15 protein-coding genes are annotated in these 20,093 nt (G+C 43.8%); 6 read left to right on the forward strand and 9 right to left on the reverse strand.

Annotated elements, in window-relative coordinates:
* The 8 genes from I2I33_RS05470 to I2I33_RS05505 all read right to left on the reverse strand — a co-directional run bounded on the left by I2I33_RS05470 (position 1) and on the right by I2I33_RS05505 (position 9,272).
* Entirely contained in the window at positions 1-1,065 is a 1,065-nt protein-coding gene (locus I2I33_RS05470) for an efflux RND transporter periplasmic adaptor subunit (protein WP_229128201.1), read from the reverse strand.
* Between the two features lie 18 nt (positions 1,066-1,083).
* Complete coding sequence (locus I2I33_RS05475; protein WP_087419504.1) at positions 1,084-2,259, reverse strand: ABC transporter permease; 1,176 nt, start codon at positions 2,257-2,259, stop codon at positions 1,084-1,086.
* Positions 2,260-2,491: 232 nt separating this feature from the next.
* Positions 2,492-3,664, reverse strand: a complete 1,173-nt coding sequence (locus I2I33_RS05480) for an ABC transporter permease (protein ID WP_087419503.1) — start codon at positions 3,662-3,664, stop codon at positions 2,492-2,494.
* Positions 3,665-3,814: 150 nt separating this feature from the next.
* A complete protein-coding gene (locus I2I33_RS05485) occupies positions 3,815-4,807 on the reverse strand; it encodes an HlyD family secretion protein (RefSeq protein ID WP_087419502.1) in 993 nt (330 codons plus the stop codon).
* Positions 4,808-4,993: 186 nt separating this feature from the next.
* The gene (locus I2I33_RS05490) at positions 4,994-6,445 is read right to left on the reverse strand and encodes a TolC family protein (protein WP_195666749.1); all 1,452 of its coding nucleotides are present in this window, start codon (positions 6,443-6,445) and stop codon (positions 4,994-4,996) included.
* A gap of 75 nt (positions 6,446-6,520) precedes the next feature.
* Positions 6,521-7,123 (reverse strand): TetR/AcrR family transcriptional regulator, encoded by a 603-nt coding sequence (locus I2I33_RS05495; protein ID WP_087419500.1) that lies wholly within the window; start codon positions 7,121-7,123, stop codon positions 6,521-6,523.
* On the reverse strand, positions 7,120-7,719 hold the full coding sequence (locus tag I2I33_RS05500) for a TetR/AcrR family transcriptional regulator (RefSeq protein WP_087419499.1): 600 nt from the start codon (positions 7,717-7,719) through the stop codon (positions 7,120-7,122). Before I2I33_RS05500 ends, I2I33_RS05495 begins: the two co-directional genes overlap by 4 nt.
* A gap of 341 nt (positions 7,720-8,060) precedes the next feature.
* The gene (locus tag I2I33_RS05505; protein WP_087419498.1) at positions 8,061-9,272 is read right to left on the reverse strand and encodes a dicarboxylate/amino acid:cation symporter; all 1,212 of its coding nucleotides are present in this window, start codon (positions 9,270-9,272) and stop codon (positions 8,061-8,063) included.
* A 64-nt stretch (positions 9,273-9,336) separates the two neighbouring features.
* On the opposite strand from I2I33_RS05505, the gene I2I33_RS05510 reads away from it, so the two are divergent.
* On the forward strand, positions 9,337-10,257 hold the full coding sequence (locus I2I33_RS05510; RefSeq protein WP_087419497.1) for a DMT family transporter: 921 nt from the start codon (positions 9,337-9,339) through the stop codon (positions 10,255-10,257).
* 17 nt (positions 10,258-10,274) lie between these two features.
* Here the strand turns inward: I2I33_RS05510 and I2I33_RS05515 are convergent, their stop codons facing one another.
* Positions 10,275-11,501: a TonB family protein gene (locus I2I33_RS05515; protein WP_087419496.1), complete on the reverse strand. Its 1,227-nt coding sequence runs from the start codon at positions 11,499-11,501 to the stop codon at positions 10,275-10,277.
* A 199-nt stretch (positions 11,502-11,700) separates the two neighbouring features.
* Between I2I33_RS05515 and I2I33_RS05520 the strand changes: the two genes are divergently transcribed.
* From I2I33_RS05520 to I2I33_RS05540, 5 genes are all read left to right on the forward strand, one after another.
* Positions 11,701-12,273, forward strand: coding sequence for a sigma-70 family RNA polymerase sigma factor (locus I2I33_RS05520; protein WP_087419495.1), 573 nt, complete (start codon positions 11,701-11,703; stop codon positions 12,271-12,273).
* Positions 12,274-12,356: 83 nt separating this feature from the next.
* Positions 12,357-13,517 carry a FecR family protein gene (locus I2I33_RS05525; protein ID WP_087419494.1) on the forward strand — a complete coding sequence of 387 codons (1,161 nt, stop codon included), beginning with the start codon at positions 12,357-12,359 and terminating at the stop codon, positions 13,515-13,517.
* A 96-nt stretch (positions 13,518-13,613) separates the two neighbouring features.
* Positions 13,614-14,867 (forward strand): hypothetical protein, encoded by a 1,254-nt coding sequence (locus tag I2I33_RS05530; protein ID WP_140402536.1) that lies wholly within the window; start codon positions 13,614-13,616, stop codon positions 14,865-14,867.
* Positions 14,868-14,898: 31 nt separating this feature from the next.
* Positions 14,899-18,573: a SusC/RagA family TonB-linked outer membrane protein gene (locus I2I33_RS05535; RefSeq protein WP_087419492.1), complete on the forward strand. Its 3,675-nt coding sequence runs from the start codon at positions 14,899-14,901 to the stop codon at positions 18,571-18,573.
* Positions 18,574-18,584: 11 nt separating this feature from the next.
* Complete coding sequence (locus I2I33_RS05540; RefSeq protein ID WP_087419491.1) at positions 18,585-20,081, forward strand: RagB/SusD family nutrient uptake outer membrane protein; 1,497 nt, start codon at positions 18,585-18,587, stop codon at positions 20,079-20,081.
* The last annotated feature ends 12 nt before the right edge of the window (positions 20,082-20,093 follow it).

Raw genomic sequence — 20,093 nt, forward strand, 5'->3', positions numbered from 1 at the left:
TTACAACAGTCCCCCTACATTTGTTTTAGAAACCGGTTTCAATAATTCCACGGACATACCTTCCTTCAAACTATGCACACCAGCAGATACAACGATCTCCCCGGCAGCCAACCCTCCGGAAACGATCAACTCACCTGTTTTCAGTAACTTTTTCAACTGGATAACACGCTTGGTCACACGTTGAGTTTCCGGACTATATACCCACACTGCAGACACCCCGTTTTCCTCGAACATCGCGGACAACGGCACCACCGTCAACGCCTCCTCGTTCGGGTTATACTCGATCGTCACGTTCACGCTCATCCCTGCCGCAATATCCACTCCCGGCACGGGTTTCAGACGCAGACGCATCCGGTACAACTGATTCAAGTTCGCCTTCCGAGTAATTTCAATCAACTCTAACGGGAAAACTTGTCCCGGGAACACGTCAATCGTACAAGAAAACGACTTAAACAAATCTTGTCGTACAAAATCACTGGACGGAATATCAATATCCACGTCAAAATAATTACTATTAATCATAGACACCACGGGGTAACCGGCAGCTACCGTCTCGTGAGAATCATAATATTTTTTCTGAATATACCCGTCAAAAGGTGCTGTCAGACGAGTATCAGCCAAGGCATTCTTATGGGCATCATACTTTGCTGTAATTTGTTTGACCCCGGCCACGGCCTTATCGTAATCATTTACCGGAACGCTCCCCCGGTTATATAATTCGATGACCCTTCCGGCTTCCTCCTTCACTTGATTGTATTCCGCCTCTGTCGCAGAAAGTTGAATCTCGTAATCCCTCGGATCAATCTCGGCAATCAACTCCCCCTTCTTCACGAAAGCCCCCACTTCCGGCAACACCGCCCGAATAGGTCCGGCCACCCGAAATGACAACTTTACCTCTGAAGCCGCCTTGATCTTTCCCGGATAAATAATCGACAATTCCCCCTGATAACTTTTCACCGTATCAGCCTGCACCGTGGCCTTACCGCGTTCCCGCTTTGTTTGAGAACTTCCACAGGCACACATCAATAAAATCAACCCAAGCAAAGAAAATACAACACCTTTCATCATTTTCCAATTTTATCATTAACCCTTGTTAATTTTTAACTTTTTATACTCTCTTTTATACAACAAACATGCCACAATAAAATAAAACACCATCAATATACACAACCCCCAAAATTCAGGTAACACCTCTGACAACGTGGCACCTGTATTATTAATTTTCACGAAACCGTCAATCCCGAACGAGGAAGGAAACAACTTTCCAAACCACACCCAATATTCCGGTATTGCTGACTTCGGCCAAGAAATTCCGGAAATAAACATCAACGGAACAGACGTGAACACGAATATCAAGAAAGGCATCTCCCGTTCACGACTAAAAAACGACATGGCAATAGCAAAAAAGGTACACGCCAGCAAGAACGGGAACAAAAACAACATCAGCTCCCCCCGTTCCCCCACTTGGGTCATCCCGAACAAACGAGGCACGATGAAAAACACCCAATAACTCATCACGAAATAAATAGGCAAATAAGCAAAAGCCTTCCCTAAAACTACCCGTGCCGGACGACGGAAATGCTTATTCGCGGGCAACAACAACCCTTTCCGACGGCGATCCCGTTCGGTCCCCGTGATCGTCCCCACGCCCAACAATAACGACTGCTGTACCACCAGAATCAACACCGCCGGGATCAAAAAAGAAGTGAAACCTCCCTGTGGATTAAACAACTTCACGTCCTGAATCTGTACCGGAGAAGACGCAATCTGTTCCGTGATCTCCGTGGCATACTCCATCCCCTGTACCTGTATATCCTTCCCCATCGCCAAAGAAACGTCCGTCCCGGCCGTCAACAAAGCCTTGTAATTCAGCAAAGCTCCCATATCGCAATAAAGAGACACGTGAGCCTGCTCTCCCCGGGCCACGTTCTTACTAAAATCAGAGGGGATCTCAAGAATCCCGTAAATATCTTTCTTATACATCAGCAACTTCGCCGCCTCCATATCCTCACAACGGGCCACCACATCCACGCTCGCCGTGGCATTCCAATTCCGGATAAACTCCCGACTCAACGCTGACCTCGAATGATCCACCACCGCCACAGGCACTTCCCTCGCCACCTCATTACTATAAATAAACGTGTAGACCACCGGGTACCCCAACATCAATGCCACGAAAAAAGTCAACACGGCATGATCCCGGAACACCGCATAAAACTCTCGTTTAAAAACATAATATATATCCGTCCAAAAACCCATTTCAATTTTAGATTTAATGATTTTTGATTTTAGATTATCCCCCTCTAATTCCCCCTTGAAAAGGAGGAGGACGCACTACATTGAAAACATTGTAGCAATTTCTTGCGTCCGTTTCTCCCCCTGTGTAAGGGGGAGTTAGAGGGGGTAGTCTTTTTCATTCTAAACTCTAAATTCTAAATTTCAAACTCATTCCAACCTGCCAACCTGTAACCCATAAATCGTTTTCAACGATTTATGGCAAATACTTAAACTCCAACAAATCCAACTTCAACTTCGGCAGTATAAAAATCGGCAAGAACAGATATACCATCAATGCCACGTAACTCTGCCAAGAAAAAATCATCGGAATACCATTCAAAGCCTGATCCACGTATATCAAAAAATAGTGACGCATTTGGAACAAATTCGACCCGATCTGAGCCAGCTCCGGCATGGAACGCACCGGATAGGTAAAACCGCATATCGAAAATGACAACACACCCCACAAGGCACAAGCACTCAACGCGATTCTGCTCCGGCGGGTCATCCCCGTAACAAACAGGGCAAAACACTGAGAGGCTAGAATCATCAGTACCATAGCCAGAAACATCGGGAAAAATCCACTATTTAACGGGAAATGAGCATAACCATACAACATGGAAAGAGCAAGCATCCCCATCGCCGTGAAAATCAACGCTTGCGGGACAAGTTTCCCCATCAATGCCACGATAATAGAACCATTCCCCGCCTCCAACCACTCTCTTGAAGTCCTCCGCTTAATCTCCTCGCTAATACTGTACACCGTGGTAAACATCACGAACATACACAAGAATGCAGGTAAAAGGAAATTCGCCAAATAGACAGCGTAACTCAACCACGGGTTATTCAGCGGGTGTGTATCCAGTACGATCGGCATCAGCTTAGCGGCAAGCAACGGCCCGCCCTCTCCCTTCGCTAGCAATAACGTTTGTTGAACCGCTCCATTCGCTAAATTTGATTGCATCCGCATATCTTTATACAACAAAGAACCCGCCAGAAAATAAGTATCATTCGTGTAAAACGACAACACGGGCTCTCCCCCTGTCGATGCATCCCGCCGGAAATCCGCCGGGATATAAAAAATCCCGTAAACATCCCCTCGCTGCAAAGCCTCTCGGGCCTCGCTAAAATTCGCCGTGCGCATCACCACGTCCGTCTGGGCAAACGTGTTCAACGAACGTACCAAAGAACGGGAAGTCGTGGTATTATCCTCATCCACCACGGCCACAGGCAACTTTTTCGGCAACCCGTCTTTCAACAAATCCATGAAAAACAGGAAACAGAACAAAGGTGCGAAGATCATCACAAACCAGTAGATCCGACGTTCTGCCAACATCCGGACCTCCCGTTTCATCAACACCCCCAAAGCCCTTATATTCTCACGCATAGATTAATTTTAGATTTATGATTCTAGATTAAACTCCCTCCCCCTTCGGGTACTCCCTCTATAAACAGAGGGAGAGCTGAGTTACTCACCGTCTTCGGGAAACACTTCATTCTAAATTTTAAATTACTTTAAACTTTTAATTTTTAGCTTTTAGTTTTTAGCTCTTTTCAGCACGCTCATCCCCGGTCTCAACCCCTCCACCTTTTCCGTGGGAACAGCCTTCACCTCGAAAGTCTTCGCATCATATTGCCCCGTTGTCTTCGTCGCTCTCCAAGCGGCATAAGTACCCATATTCTTCATGTGAGTCACTTTCAACTGCACCTCCTTATTGTTCAAAGCGGGAATATACCCCGTGAACACGGCTCCCATCTTCAAGTCGCCCAGCAAATCCTCACGCACGTTAAAAACCACCCACATATCCTCCAAATCCAGCACGTTCATCACGGGAGAACCCGTCCCCACCAACTCTCCCACCTTCGGGTAACGTTCAGAAATCTCTCCCGAAATCGGTGAAATCAAAAATGTCTCCTTTATATAAGAACTAACTTCTTCCACAGCCCCCTTTGCCCGATTCACCTGAGCCTCGGCCGCCAATTTATCTTCCTTCTCCGCCCCGTTCTTCGCCATCTCATACTGAGCCTTCGCGGCCTGCTCCGTGGCTAGCATAGCCTTATAATTGGCCTCGGCCTCATCACGCTTTTGCGCAGACATCACCTCGTTCTCAAACAACTTCTGCACCCGGTCAAAAGACTTTTTTGCCACATCAAGAGCCGCCTGTGCTTTCTTCCACGTTTGGAAGGCCATCGCTTTCTGTTCCTCGCGGGCTCCCTTCTGAGCCTTATCGCTCAATGCCTGGGCAGCCTCTTCCGCTGCCTGCGCTTGATTAAATTTTGCCATCACCTCCGGACTATCCAAAATCGCCACCGTATCTCCTTTCATCACCTGATCCCCCTCGTCCACTAAAAAACGCTCAATCCTCCCCGGAACCTTCCCGGAAATCCGTACTTCCGTGGCCTCCGCCTCACCTTGAATCATCTCCGGCACCGGCTCCCAAAAAATAAACCCGAATATAGCAACCAAAAATACGATGATCACGATCCCTGTAAACATCAATACCTTCCCGCTTACTTTCTTTTCACTCATAACAATTAATTTAAAATTTAGAATTTAGAGTTTAAAACTTAAAATGGAAAACTACCCCCTCTAACTCCCCCTTACACAGGGGGAGGACACGCCACATTGAAACATTGCGGCGGTTTCTTACGTCTGTTTCTTCCCCTTTCCAAGGGGGAGCTAGAGGGGGTTAATCTTAAATCTAGTATCATAAATCTAAAATTCCAGCGTTCCGTATGCCTTCTCCAAATAAACCTTACACAATCGAGCCTCAATCTGAGTATCAATCAGCTCCGAATTCGCCGTCAACCAAGCCGTTTGTGCTTCCAGCACGTTCAGCACGGGAATCGTTCCCTCCTTAAAACCCAAATTCGCGAACTTCAGATTTTCCTCCGCCCGTTCCAGATTCTTACGGGCCATCGCCAACTTCTTCGTCACCTCCTTCATCTTGAATTCCGACTGGTTCACCTGTAACTCGATCTGTTCCTTCGCCTCCTGTAACTTATAATTCATCGCGTTCGTCTGTGCTTTCGCATTACGCAAACTCTTACGGGATGCTCCCCAATGGAATATCGGAGCTTTAATCCCGACACCCACACTCCACATGCCTTCGAACTTCGTACTCACCCCGTCAAAGAAAGAAGGCGTGCTGCTCAAATAATTCGCCGTTAAAGCAATCGTCGGTAAATACTCGGACAAAGCAATCTTCTCCTTCTTTTTATATATATCCGTGGCCAGCTGTAAACTCGCCACCTCCGGACGTCGGCTATACACCCGTTCCAAACTCTCCGTCGGCACCTCCTCCACGTCCGTGTCTGCCACCTCCTCTTTCAACATCACGATCGTGTCTGTCGGCAAGCCACAAATCTGGTTCAACAACATCCGGGACAAACTCAACCCGTTGTCCACCTTCGTTTGGACCATCTCCCCCTCGTTCAGTTTCACCCGCACGGAAAGCACGTCCGCTTTGGTTGCTACCCCCGTCGTGTGCATCAACTCGACATCATGCACGAACTTCGTCAACGTCTCCACGTACTTATCCGCCAATTTCTTCCGGTTTACCAAGGAAACGATCTGCCAGTAAGCCTCGTCCGTCGAGAGAATCACGTTCTGCAACTCCTGCGACCGCTTGCTCTTTGCCAACTGCTCCGACAACCCGGCAATCTGATTATAAGCCCTGATCTTCCCTCCCATGTAAATCGGCTGGGTCAACCCGACCTGCACAATTCCTAAGTTTCGTTCGTCCACGGTCATCGCCTCCTTTGGCAACAGGGCGTAATCCTTCGGGACATACTGCCCGTTCACCATCACCGGCTTCCCATCCGCCCCCATCATCAACTGATCGGGACGAAACGTGAACTTCCCGTCCGAGCCAATCGACCCGACAGGTAAATAGGCATCATCCGACAACAAATTAATCTCTTTCTGGTTGCGCAAATACACGCCCATCGCATCAATGCTAGGCAAATACTTCGTGAAAGCCTCGGCTTTTTGCGCCTCACTCGCCTTTACTTCCTCGTCTGCAATTTTCAGTTTCTTGTTATTCTCTATCGCCAACCGCCGACAATCCTCCAAACTTAACACCCCCTGCGCATTCGACTGCAAGATAAAGCACAGTAGTACAATAATTAAACTTAATCCAGATTTACATTCCGTAATCCTCTTCATCACTTTCTCGTTTTTATATTCTAACTTCAAGTCTCTTCAAATTTATACTTTCCGGTATGTACTCCCGTAAAAACTTTATCGAGCTTTTACTAACGAATAAAGTTGTTCATACTGGTAACGCACCGATGATAAAGCATAAGAAATATCTTGATGCATAACAATGTAATTTATCAACCCAATGCTTATGTTCAGCAAATTCTTTGCCAAAATCGACGTGTCCACGTCATCTCTTATCTCTTTCGCCCGTTTTGCCTCCAAGATAACACCTTCCAACTTCGACATCCACGAGATTTTCGTGTCGCTCACCATCTGTTTAAATTCCGGGTACAGGGAAATCACCTCCACCATCAGCGAGAGACATAAAATTTCAGGAATATCACTATCCAAACGTTTCGCCCCGTAATGACCGATACTTTCCAAGTTATGGATTGTCAGGTCAACAAACTCCCGCAACGAATGTACCCGGCTCATCTCCTCGGCCCGTCGGTTATTCAACATACGGTAATACCTCGTCACCCCCTCTTTCAAAACCTCCTCCTTGTTCAAGAAATGATAATAAAACGTCCCTTTCGTCATCCCCACGGCCTTCTCCAAGTCGGTAAGCGTAACCGCCTTGTATCCTTTTTTCAGGAACAACAAAAAAGCTGTCTCGATAATCGTGTCTCTCGTTCCGTTCATTTCTTTATCAACATATAATATTGTTCAAACTGCATCCGGGTATCTGAAAACATATACTGGAAATTCGCCTGTTCCAACTCGATATTCAACATACTACTCGACACGGACATCAAGTTACGCGCCAAAACCGAAGTATCCAATGTCGCCCGAATTTCCCCGCTTTGCTTAGCCTTCAAGATAACACGCTCCCAGTTCGCCAACCGCCTCTTGGAAATCGTGTATATCCGCTCCCGGAAATCCGGAAAGATCGGGGCCACTTCCAGCACCAGCTGGAAAAACAAGACTTCCAGTATAAAACATCCGAAAACTCTCTGGGAAGCATCGGCACTCTCCTCTTTATTCTTGATCACGAGATCAATGTACTCCCGCAGAGAAGCCACTCGCTCCACATCCTCCCCACTCTCCTCCTTCATCACGCTGAAATATCGTTCCATCCCCGCCTCCAAAATCTCCTTCTTATCCTTGAAGTAATAATAAAAAGCGCCCTTGGTCAAGCCCGTGGCTTGCTCCAATGTTTTCAACGAACAGGCCTTATATCCCCTGTTCAAGAATTGCAGAAACGCCTTTTTTACTATTTCTTCCCGAGGTTCTGTCATAATAGCTCGCTTTGTGTCAGACAAAGATAAAGATAAAAACTGAATATCTTAAATTTAACATTTAGATTCACGCTACCACGTGAAACTATTGTCTTCAAACAACAGTTAATAATATGTAATCCCCACGATATAAATATATTTAGCAACAAATCATGATTACTAACGGATCAATTCTGCATATAATCATTTTAAAAAGCAATAAAAGAACTTATAAAACGCTATATATAATAGCGTTTTAATAGGGATTTAATAGCGTTCTAATAGCGCTTTATATGATAGTGATCCGGAAGTAATCATATATTCATTTTCATTTTATGTATTAAATCGAACTGAATACCAGATCATTCCACCACGACCACCTCTTCTAGTTCTTCCCGAGTCCCCGTGTGATTACTTTTCTTGTTGATCCGGTCCATAATCACGGCAATCGCACCATCTCCCGTCACGTTACAAGCCGTACCGAAACTATCCATCGCGATATACAAGGCGATCATCAACCCCTGGGCCGTCTCGTCAAATCCCAGCATGGACTGCAATAACCCCAAAGCCGCCATGATCGCACCGCCCGGTACCCCCGGGGCCGCCACCATCGCGATTCCCAGCATGAAAATAAACCCGGCCATCACCCCGAAAGAAATCGGCATCCCCGACATCAACATGATCGCCATGGCACAAGCCACGATTTTCATCGTGCTACCCGACAAGTGTATCGTGGCACAAAGTGGAATCACGAAAGCTGCCAGTTCCCGATTAACACCATTTTTTACCGATTGCTCTAGTGTCACGGGAATCGTTGCCGCAGAAGACTGTGTTCCCAAAGCCGTCATATAAGCCGGTAACATATTCCGGAACAACCGGAACGGATTCTTCTTCGATACAATCCCGGCAATAAAGAATTGGATAAACAACAGAACGATCGTCAAGAAAAATATCATCACGATAATTTTCACAAACACGCCCAACACACCCGAAACCTGGCCGGAATTTGAGATATTCAGGAAAATACCGAAAATGTAAAGCGGCAACAAAGGAATAATCACCCCCGTGATCACCTTGTTGATAATATCCTTGAAATCCTCCATCGCTCCTTTCAACGTGGCCCCGTTGATAACCGACATTCCCAAACCTAGCGTGAAAGCCAGAACCAAAGAAGTCATCACGTCCATCAAAGGGGGCATCATCACCGTGAAATAGGGAGCCAAAGGTTCCACCGCCGCTGTTTCCAGCGGTTGCAACTCGGCATCTTTCAATAGCCACGGATAACTCAAGTCACTGGCAAAGTAAGTGAAGAACCCCGAAAACAAGGTAAATCCATACGCCAGCAAAGCAGTTATCAACAACAACTTCCCGGCACCTTTACCCAAATCGGCAATGCCCGGGGCCACCAATCCAAGGATCAGCAGCGGGATGATAAAACCGAGGAAATTACTAAACAAACCATTTATCGTTAAGAAAATTCTTACCAGCCAACCGGGGAAGAAAAGTCCGCACGCTATACCCAAAGCAATCGCGATCACGATCTTTGGTAATAATCCTATCTTCTTTTTTTTCATACGCCCATCTATTTATATTAAAAATAACCTTACATTCGCATAACAATATAAGAATCATGAGCCTATGACAAAAGATAAATGGCATGGCCACATAGCCATCTTCGCCGCAAACATCCTCTTTGGAATAAATATTCCTATCGCCAAAACCTTAATGCCGGAGTGGATTGATCCTGTAGGCCTCACGTTCCTACGTATGTCATTCGGGGCACTCGCCTTTTGGGTGGTTTCCCTATTTACCTTAAACGAGAAAGTAAGTAAAAAAGATTTACTAATCCTGTTTTTTTGTGCTATTCTAGGTACAACTGTTAATCAACTCACATTCATTGAAGGACTTGGAATGACCTCCCCGATCGATGCCGGGTTGATCGTCACGATGAATCCCGTGATGGTGATGCTTATTTCAGCCCTGGTGCTAAAAGAACCCATTACTTCCAAGAAGGCAGGCGGGGTGCTGATCGGGGCGTGTGGGGCTCTGCTAATCATCTGGCAATCCTACACGATAAACCAGGGACACGGGGGGTCGTTGATGGGCAACCTGCTTTGTTTTATTAGCGTGGTGAGTTACGCAACCTATCTCGTGATTTCAAAACCGATCGCCCAGCGCTATTCCCCGGTAACCCTAATGAAATGGATGTTCCTGTTCTCAACGATCCTCATGCTCCCGTTCAGCATGCACGACGTGGTAAACGCTAAACTATTCTCGGCAGAGACTTCTCTAAGCGCTTTGGCCAGCCTTTTCTACGTGGTATTTTTCGCCACGTTCCTCGCTTACCTGTTCATCCCGATTGCCTTGAAACGCATCCGTCCCACGACAATCAGCATGTACAATTACGCTCAACCCCTGGTTGCAGCTACCCTAGCCATTCTCATGGGGCAGGATAAATTAACTTGGGATAAACCCGTCGCCGCCCTGTTGGTGTTCACGGGAGTCTATCTCGTGACGCAAAGTAAAGCCCGGGCAGACCTAGAGAAAGGAAATGAATAAATCCGATCATATATAAACTATTGAAGTTGGAAATTTATCGGAGCTGTATAATAAACAGCTACTTTCCGTTTATGGATAGGACATATCACCGGAGCGAAAGGCAGCAATCGGCGCATGACCCGCACAGATTCCGCATCCAAGCTCGGATCCACGCTTTGGACCACGTGAACATCGGAGATACTCCCATCCGTGTTAATCAGAAAACCCACGATCACCTTCCCCTGAATGTTACGTTCCTGAGCAATTATCGGGTATTTCACTTCTCTCGCTATCCAGTTCTGTATTCCCCCGATTCCATGCAGAGAAACATTCAGATGATAAAAGCATTTACAAGAACAAGACTCATGACCATCAGGCTCATGGGAAATCATCTTCCCTTCCATCAAATCATGAAAATATAACAAGTGTTGTTCGGGATTCATGCATTCCCTTATTTTCGCCTCTTCCAAGATATTCAAATGAGCAAATAAGGGAGACAATTCCGCATATCTTTTAATCAAGTCTTTCTTCCCCATTCTTTTTATCAGTTTTTCTTGCTCAAGACGTTTCCATTTATACACGGCATCCAATTTTTTCTGCTGTTCTTTATCCAACTTGTATTCCCGGACAAAACTCGCAGGCACTCTCACGTTGTATGACGGGCTTATCCTATCAAGAGCCTGCTTGAAAGCACTTTCCCCACCCTTCAGGAATTGTTGTTTCTGTGCCACGTACATCTGTATGATTACCGGATCCGTCTCTTCCTGAATATTTTCCAAAGGGATCTTTCCTTCCCGATCCAACATAGTAATAAATTCATCATACGAATAAGGTTCTGCCTCCGCACGTTCGATATTAAATGTCAAAGGACAAGTAAAACGGTAACGCACATTCTCCTCCTTAATTTTTGCCGGTTTCCAAGCAGGCATTTTGTTAAACACCCTTAACGCTTCCTCATTTAAAGACTCATGTACACCCCGTACAACCTGTACATTAGAAACTTTTCCATCCTTTTCCACAATAAAAGCGACAATCACTTTTCCCATGATACCGTTATCCCAAGCCTCTTGAGGATATTGAACATTTTCACCTATCCACTGTATCATATCTCCTTTAAATTCAGGACCTTCATCCGCCACGACATAAACCGTCGTGTCGACATCCAACCGACCGGATGCGTTTAATACTCCTGCATTCAGGATACAACAAAATAGTATCACGTACAATTTATACCACGCCTTAGAGGCAATCTTAATTATTTCCATTTCTAGCACAATTTTAACATACAACCTGTATAAAAGTACGAATAAAATGGAATAATCACAATAATTTCTCCAAATAATAAAACCATCTTATTCCTACCAAAATAGGAAACATTCAAAAATATTTAAAAATAGTTTTCACGTTTCATGTATATTATTTATCTATTTATCTTTAAATTTGTGCTGGAAAAGTTGTGCGATCATGATTATTAGCGAAAAACATTTTCAACAATTTGTCAAAGGAAATGAAAAATCTTTTGAAACCATCTTTTGCCAATATTACAAAACATTGGTATCTTACGCCATGCGCCATGATCTGGAGCTTATGGAAGCAGAAGACATCGTCCTCGAAACCTTTCATCATATCTGGCAAATCCGAGAAGAATTGAAATCTCCGGCAGCACTTCACTCCTTACTCTTCACAGCCACGAGGAACCGAACCTTAAACGTGGCCCGCAATCTAAAAAATAGACAAAAAATCATCGAGGAAAATATTCCACTAGAAGAAGAGGAAGAAGCTTTTGATTACCTAATGGAAGAGGAGATGAGCCGGCTATTGAACGAAGCCATTAATAAACTTCCTAAACAAGGCGAACAGGTCATCATGGGATTACTTGAAGGCAAAACGTTACAACAAATTGCTGACGAAATGGAAATCTCCATCAATTCCGTTAAAACTTACAAATTAAGAGCGATCCAGACCTTACGCACTCTATTGAAAGATACCCCGTTCCTGATACTAATGATTTTGATACAAAATACCGAAACGAACTAAGCGATAATAATCACAAAAAAATATTTTTTATTTTGTCACCAAAATAAAAAGTTACGGGTTTATAGAATAGAAACAGAAGAACTATGAACCCGATAATGAAGAAACAGCATATCGCATCTCTTATTTTAAAAGAGAGAATTGAGGAACTCAGCAACGCCGAAAAAGAAGAACTAACTTTTTGGTTACAAGAGTCACCTAGAAACAAAAAAATATATGCTTATCTACGAAAAAAAGATTTAAGCACTGACGTTTCCAGATATCAATCCATCCGCATTGCAGAAGGCTTAGAAAAATATCATAGACGTTATGCTCAAAAACAAAAACGTATTTATACCCGCTGGTATTGGGCCGTAGCGGTGGCCATTCTTTTTTTCAGCGTTTCAGCCCTATTCTTTTACCAAGAGGAACCGACAGCACCAGTATCAGTTGCTATCACGCCCGGCAGTTCAAAAGCCATGCTGGTTTTAAATAATGGGAACATTATTGATCTTTCAAAGAGAAAAACCGAGGTTATTACAAATCAGAAGCTTTCAATCAAAACGGATGGAACTCAACTTAGCTATTCGGTAACAGAGGACTCGAAAGATGAGCCGACGGACGAATACAACGAATTGATCATCCCTAAAGGAGGAGAATTTACCTTGACATTATCAGACGGAACAAAGGTATGGCTCAATTCACAAAGTAAAATTAAATATCCCGTAATATTCAATAACATTACCAGAGAAGTGTACCTAGAAGGAGAAGCTTATTTTGAAGTCGCCAAGGACGCACATCGCCCCTTTCATGTAAATGTAAAAAATAATGTTTGTGTAGAGGTTCTTGGGACCTCATTTAATGTCAGAGGCTATAGTGACGAAAATTCTGTAGAGACCGTATTGGAAGAAGGAGTCGTAAGAATGAGTCAAGGTAAGGATGCCGTTGTTCTGAAACCGGGACATAAAGCTACTTATCGTCCCAATGAACCGATACAAACAACAACAGTCAACACGGAACTGTACACGGCTTGGAGACATGGACAATATATATTCATGGATGAAAGCGTGGAAAACATATTAAAACAACTCTCTCGTTGGTATGATATTGAAGTTTTCTATAGTAACGAGGCGGCCAAGTCCGTCACGTTCAGTGGGGACGTTACCAAATATGATGACATTGATACCCTGTTAAAAGCCATGGAAATTGCGGGTGGGGTGCATTTCAAAATAAGTGGCCGAACGCTAATCGTATCCTATAATAATTAGCGACAACTATCACCAGAACACACTGAACTTAAGTGCTTTATAAAACGATCGTTTTATGAGATAATCATAAACATGCAAATTTTTAACTACAACTTTATGAAAAAAAACTGTCGAATATTAACCGCAATGCTACTTGCATTGACCAGTTGCCCATCCTGTTCGGACAAGGACAACGAGTTATCGACCACAAGCCGGATCAGTTTCTACGGGGAGACTTACCCTTTGGAACAAGGTGCGATTTATCACGATAATAACCATACCGTGATTGCCGTCTCTGACTATACTTTTGAAGATCGTTATCAAGGGAAAGACGGGGAACAAACAGATCTGATAAAGGGATTCAGTGCTGAAGTAAAAGAAAAACAAACCGGAAATTTCCTGATCGGACTTTATCAACACGGTTTTGTATTAAGTGACCTAACCAAAGACGCACGCGGGAATGGGGCCTGCATCTGCCTGCGGTTAGCCTCCCCGGAAACAGACAAAATCGCCCTGGGAAAATATACCTACTCGCCCAACCGGGATGAATATTCCTTTAAAGGATATTCTAGCGTGGATTACACGTCGGGATCAAGCACGACACCGAATGAATTGACAGAAGGAGAAGTGAACATTTCCCAAGAGGGAGAAGTTTACACGATCACGTTCAAATGTACAACCAGTTTCGGCGGACCGATTGAAGGCACATACACGGGAAGTCTAAAACCATTTGACATCCGGAAAGAGATCGGGTTGGTAAACTCTTACGAGAATATCAAGCTAGAGGCTCTTTTTGATAAAGTAGAGTACACGGATTTGGAAGGTATCGCTCACAGCGAACCGGATTACCTGCGGGCAACTTCATTTTTGTTGAGTTCAACTCAACAGGTTTATTCCGCCAACCTGTATCGAGATCTCGCGGAATCTACAAAAAAAGGAATTGATATTGCCCTCGCCTACGACGAGGAAAATCAAGCTATCTATTTTGAATCGCCCATAAAAATGAGAGCCTTATTATGGCACAACACGTTCCAGAGTGAAAGCTTGTTTGACTATAGTTTTGACCTACCTTGCCACACGAAATACATGCCTGCACCACAAAATTTCACAGATGCGGACTTCGATGCTTTGGCCACTCAAGAAGATTTCGTGTTCAATTTCTCGGAAGCAAAAACTTCCCTGCCTATCGGGACGACAACGCCTTGCTTTGTTTTCGTTCAAACCGGAAATGGCTTGCAAGGGGTTATCCGCATTAAAACGATCATCCCGGAAAGTACCGAGACGATAAACGGCATTACCTACCCGGTAAATCCCGCTATCATCATGGACGTCAAGTTCCCTCGAAGTTTTTCGGAACAACAGATAAGATAGGCATATTGTTCAATTCCTAAGCATAATTACCATGAAAAAAATATATCATACAAGTAATTGTTTCAAGAGATTCGAAAATCATCTCAAATTTTCGATTATCTCCCTGACAATACTTTTCACCACATTATCGGCAAATGCCATAACAGAAGGCACGAAATTAACCTTGTCTTTAAAAGATTCAAATCTACCAACAATATTGAAAGAGATCAAGAATCAGACAAAATACGATTTCATGTATAATTCCAAGGAGATTGATACGAACAAAAAAATCTCCGTGGAGCTAAAAAACGTAACTCTGGATTCCGCATTAAAAGTCTGTTTAACCCCTTTCGGGTTAACGTACACGATCAAGGATAAAATCATCATTCTAAAAAAGAAAACAGTGGATCATATCGCCCAAGCGATACAAAGTATGGTGAACGGGGTCGTGAAGGACAAGCAGGGAGCTACCCTACCGGGGGTAGCCGTTGTCCTGAAAGGTTCCGTACTGGGGACGGTAACCGACCCGAACGGGCGGTTTAAAATCAACATTCCACAAGGAAAGAATATTTTAAGTTTCACCTTTATCGGGATGAAACCCGTGCAACGAGAAGTCGAAGGGGAGCAATTCGTCAACGTGACTATGGAAGAGGACGTGGCCGAACTAGACGAAGTTATCGTAACCGGAATGGAAACGGTGAAGAGGGATTACATGACCGGAAGTGCTTCCGTGATCACGGCAAAAGACTTGCGTAGTCAAGGAATCTCTTCTATCGACCGGATTCTGGAAGGAACTATTGCCGGATTAAATAGTACCACCTTATCCGGAGCGCCCGGAACTCGTGCGAAGATCACGATCAGAGGGGAGAATAATTTGACCGGACGGACAGAGCCGTTATGGATCGTGGATGGTCTTCCTCTCATGAGCGGGGTGCCGGAGAACAACACCGGAGATTATGCAGGAACCATCATGCAAGATGGCGTTGGGAATATTATGCCGGAAGATATTGAATCGGTAACCATCTTGAAAGATGCTTCCGCGGCGGCCATCTACGGAGCAAAGGCAGCTAATGGGGTCATCGTGATCACGACCAAGAAAGGATTCCGGTCAAAGACCCAATTCAATTATACGGGGAATTACAGTTTGGCAGAAGCTCCCAGATTACACATGGATTTCATGAATTCACGAGAAAAATTGCAATACGAGAAGGATATACTGGAAACTTACGGGTTAAGTTTTTCTAACTGGACCGGACGAGGTGGTTATCTCTATAAACAGTTGTTAGAGGGGTATATCACTCAAGATAAATATAACACAGAAATTAATCGTTTGAAGAACACGAATACGGATTGGTTCAAGGTATTGTTCCGCACGGCACATTCTCACTCTCATAATATCAGCATACGAGGGGGATCTGATGAAATGACCTATTACACCTCTGTTAATTTCCAAGAAAAGAATGGCATCCTGCTTTCCAATAAATACACGAATGCCGGTATTTTAATGAAACTGGACTATCGCCCGATTAAAAACTTAATTCTTGCAGTTGACCTATCTGCAAACATCCGGAAAAGTAGGGACCACGCCTCTGCCGTTGATCCGTTTAAATATGCCATTTTCGCCAACCCGTACGAACGTCCTTACGACGAGAACGGGAAATACGCTGCCGATCTGAGTTACCTGGGAACGAACTACACGGAAACAACCGCATCCGGTTACAAATATGATTCTTTCAATATCCTCCAAGAATTAAAAGAAACCAAACAATCACAAGATGGATTGGATGCCAGCCTGACATTTAATGTCCGCTATGATATTATTCCGGGACTTACTATTTCTTCCATTATTCGTAAAGGAGCCAGTTATAACACGACCACCACGGAAATAGAGGCAGGCACTTATACCTCGTATAACAAGGAGACTTTTGCCAAGCAGATATATAAAGGATCGGATGCCGTTCTCCCGGCACAATACAATAATGGAGAACTTTCCGAGTCTTCAGGAAAAAATTTCAACTGGTCGATCAGAAATCAAATAGACTACTCATTTAACATTAAAAAAGCTCACCTATTCAGCATTCTGGTAGCGAACGAAATTACCTCTAAAAAATTCAATAATTTCGGTTACACGTCCCCCATGTATTACGGGGATTATCGAATCACGGGAGTTCCGGATTTCGGAAATGAAGTTAGTTATGAAACTTTACGCGCACAAGTCGGGAATATGTTTAACACATCAACCGGACAAGATCGAACCGTATCATTTTTAGGGACTTTCCGTTACGGGTATAAAGATCGTTATATATTGAATTTCAACTACCGGGCAGATGGTGCAGATGCCATTGGTGACGCAAACCGTTTCACTCCTTTATGGTCACTGGGCTTAAGGTATAACTTACATCATGAGAAATTTTTCAAAAATGATATTGTTACCGAATTGTCTATCCGCGGTTCATACGGGTACACCGGGAATATAGACAGGACCGCTTATCCATTCTCCACGATCACGATAGGTAGTGATATGTATGAAGGTAACCGTTTCGCCACGGGATTTACTTACCCGAATCCATCCGTGGGTTGGGAAAAGAAACTGGATCGGAATTTCGGTATAGACCTCGGTTTGTTCAAGGGTAAAATCAATTTTACCATGGATTATTATAATAACCGGACAGAGGACATATTGGAAAATTTAAGCATCCCTATTTCTACCGGAAGATCGAGCGTAAAAGCTAACGGGGGAACCGTGGAGAATAGTGGTATTGAATTTTTCTTAAATATCCGATGGATTAACCGGGAAGATCTCACGTTTAGTACCTCCGGAAACATTGCCCGGAATAAGAATATCATTATCCGCTCTGAACATGATTATGAATCTTATAAAGATGCCATTTCCTCAAGCGTATTAAAAGGAGGTGTCGTAAACGTGATTGGGAAAGAAACCGGTTCCATTTATGGCTGGAAAACGGCAGGAGTCGATCCTTTAACCGGAAATCCACGTTACTACCTCACACCTGACGGGAAACGAGCATACGCTCAACTACTGGACAGATGGGACAACCTTTCCGAATCGAACAAACAAACTTATTTGAATAGTGGTGCAGTAACTTCTCTAAACTCGGTTCCGGACTACGTGTCTTTTGATCGAGATGCAAGTATGTTTCCGGATTATTTCAGCCCGTCCATGCAATATTTGGGACGTTCTAATCCCAAATACGTGGGCGGATTCAATACTTACTTCCGCTATAAAAATATAGAATTCTCAACGCAATGGAGTTACAAGGTTGGACATATCATTCCTTCCTTTAATGATTTACAGAACGCTCCTAATAATTGGGGAAATGCAGGTCAAGCTGCCATTGGATATGCCAGTGATCTAAGTGTTTCGGGGACGAATCGGGAACGCCGTTATTTGACTTTTTGGAAAACACGAGGAGATGTAACAGATGTCGCCCGTTTTGTAACCTCTGGAAATGATTACTGGTCCGGATATGCCATATCAGAGAAATATGAAAAAGGGGACTATCTCCGTCTATCCAATATCGCAATCAGTTACAGGCTACCGGCAGAAGTTGCACAACGATTCGGTATGAAAAACATGGCTCTCTCATTCAATGCTTATAATCTATTCACTTTTACCAAGTATAAAGGACTAGACGTTGGAACCGGAGGATCATTCTCGTACCCGACATCAAGGGAATATAACATCAAATTATCCGTAGGATTTTAAAAATCAATGACATGAAAAAGATATATATACTTATTGCATTGACAAGTCTGTTTTTTGTCCAAAGTTGTGACAAGTTCTTAGATTTAAAACCGGAAAATATCCGGGTCGTAAGTACTGTCGAAGATTACAGGGATCTACTGGCAAGCTATATGAGACTGTTAAAGACGGTTGACGGTAGTCAAAAACCGGTACTGGGAGGTTATTTTATATACCCCAATTTTAATGTCGGGTCTGTATTCGCTTACCGTTCAGGAGAACTCACGATCAATAAAAATTCAAGTTCTTATTATGACGCAACGTTAGGAGAATACAAGACAAGCGCGGTGAATACGCTGACCTGGATGGGAACAGCCGACGGAATCTGGAATCGTTATTATTCTTTCCTCGGACCGATTAATATGATTATACAGGGAATTACAACCGCAGAAGGAGAGGATGAACGTTTAAGGGATTATGTCAAAGGAGAAGCTTTGGTATGGAGAGCTTATTCTTACTTCAAGTTATTACAATATTTTTCTCCTTACAAGAAAAATGAATACGGGGTGCCTGTATATTTAAAACCATACGAGGATCCGGGAAACGCCATGCCCGAGCGTAAAAGCCAGACAGAAGTTTACAAACAAATTCTCGATGATTGTCAAGAAGTTTTATCTTTGATGGATCGTACCCCTTCCACGACTTGGAATTGTGCCTACGAACCCCGTTTTATTCATGGAATGTTGGCCAGCATATACTGTTATAAAGCCATGTCCGCTGCTGCGGAAGAAAGCGATTGGCAAAATGCGATAGACCACGCAGATAAAGCCATGACAGGACGTTCTTTCGTGCGTGATCAAGAAACTTATAATGCCATTTTTGATGCTCCTGCCTTACAGGCGTTTACGAATGACGAGTTTTATCTCCGTATGGTTGACGGGTTTAACTCACAAATCGTGGATGTCGCAGGAGTATATTACCAAACTTCCACAACATCACAAGCCAATGCTTATCCGGAACCAGAATTATACACCTTATATAAAGATGATGATGTCAGGAAAACGACCTTTTTCAGGACAAAAACAGATGGTAGTATTATATATGACAAATATAATCTTTCAGCAAGTTCAAGTCCGTGGTGGGTGACAGGAGGTATCGTTATGCTTTTCCGAAGCGCAGAAACTCAATTAATCAAAGCGGAAGCACTCTATCGGTTAGGAAAAACAACTGAAGCAAAAGATGCCTTGGATTTTTTTAAAACTGGCCGTTATCTTGACATAGAGAACTCCTATACAGAATCTGATCTACTAAACGAAATTCTGAAAGAGCGAAAACTTGAATTCTATCACGAACAAGACGCATGGTGGCTCGATATGAAACGCACAGAAACCAGAATGGAGAGAATCGTCAACGGCACGCTATACGTGCTGGAACCTGATGATTACCGGTACTGTTTCCCTATTCCACAAAGTGAGATGGAAAAGAATAAAAAAATGATACAAAATCCGGGATGGGATGAGATTAATCTTTAACCTCTAAATTTA

The sequence above is a fragment of the Butyricimonas sp. BSD2780061689_150309_C8 genome (genome assembly GCF_015560935.1).
Taxonomy (GTDB): Bacteria; Bacteroidota; Bacteroidia; order Bacteroidales; family Marinifilaceae; genus Butyricimonas; species Butyricimonas paravirosa.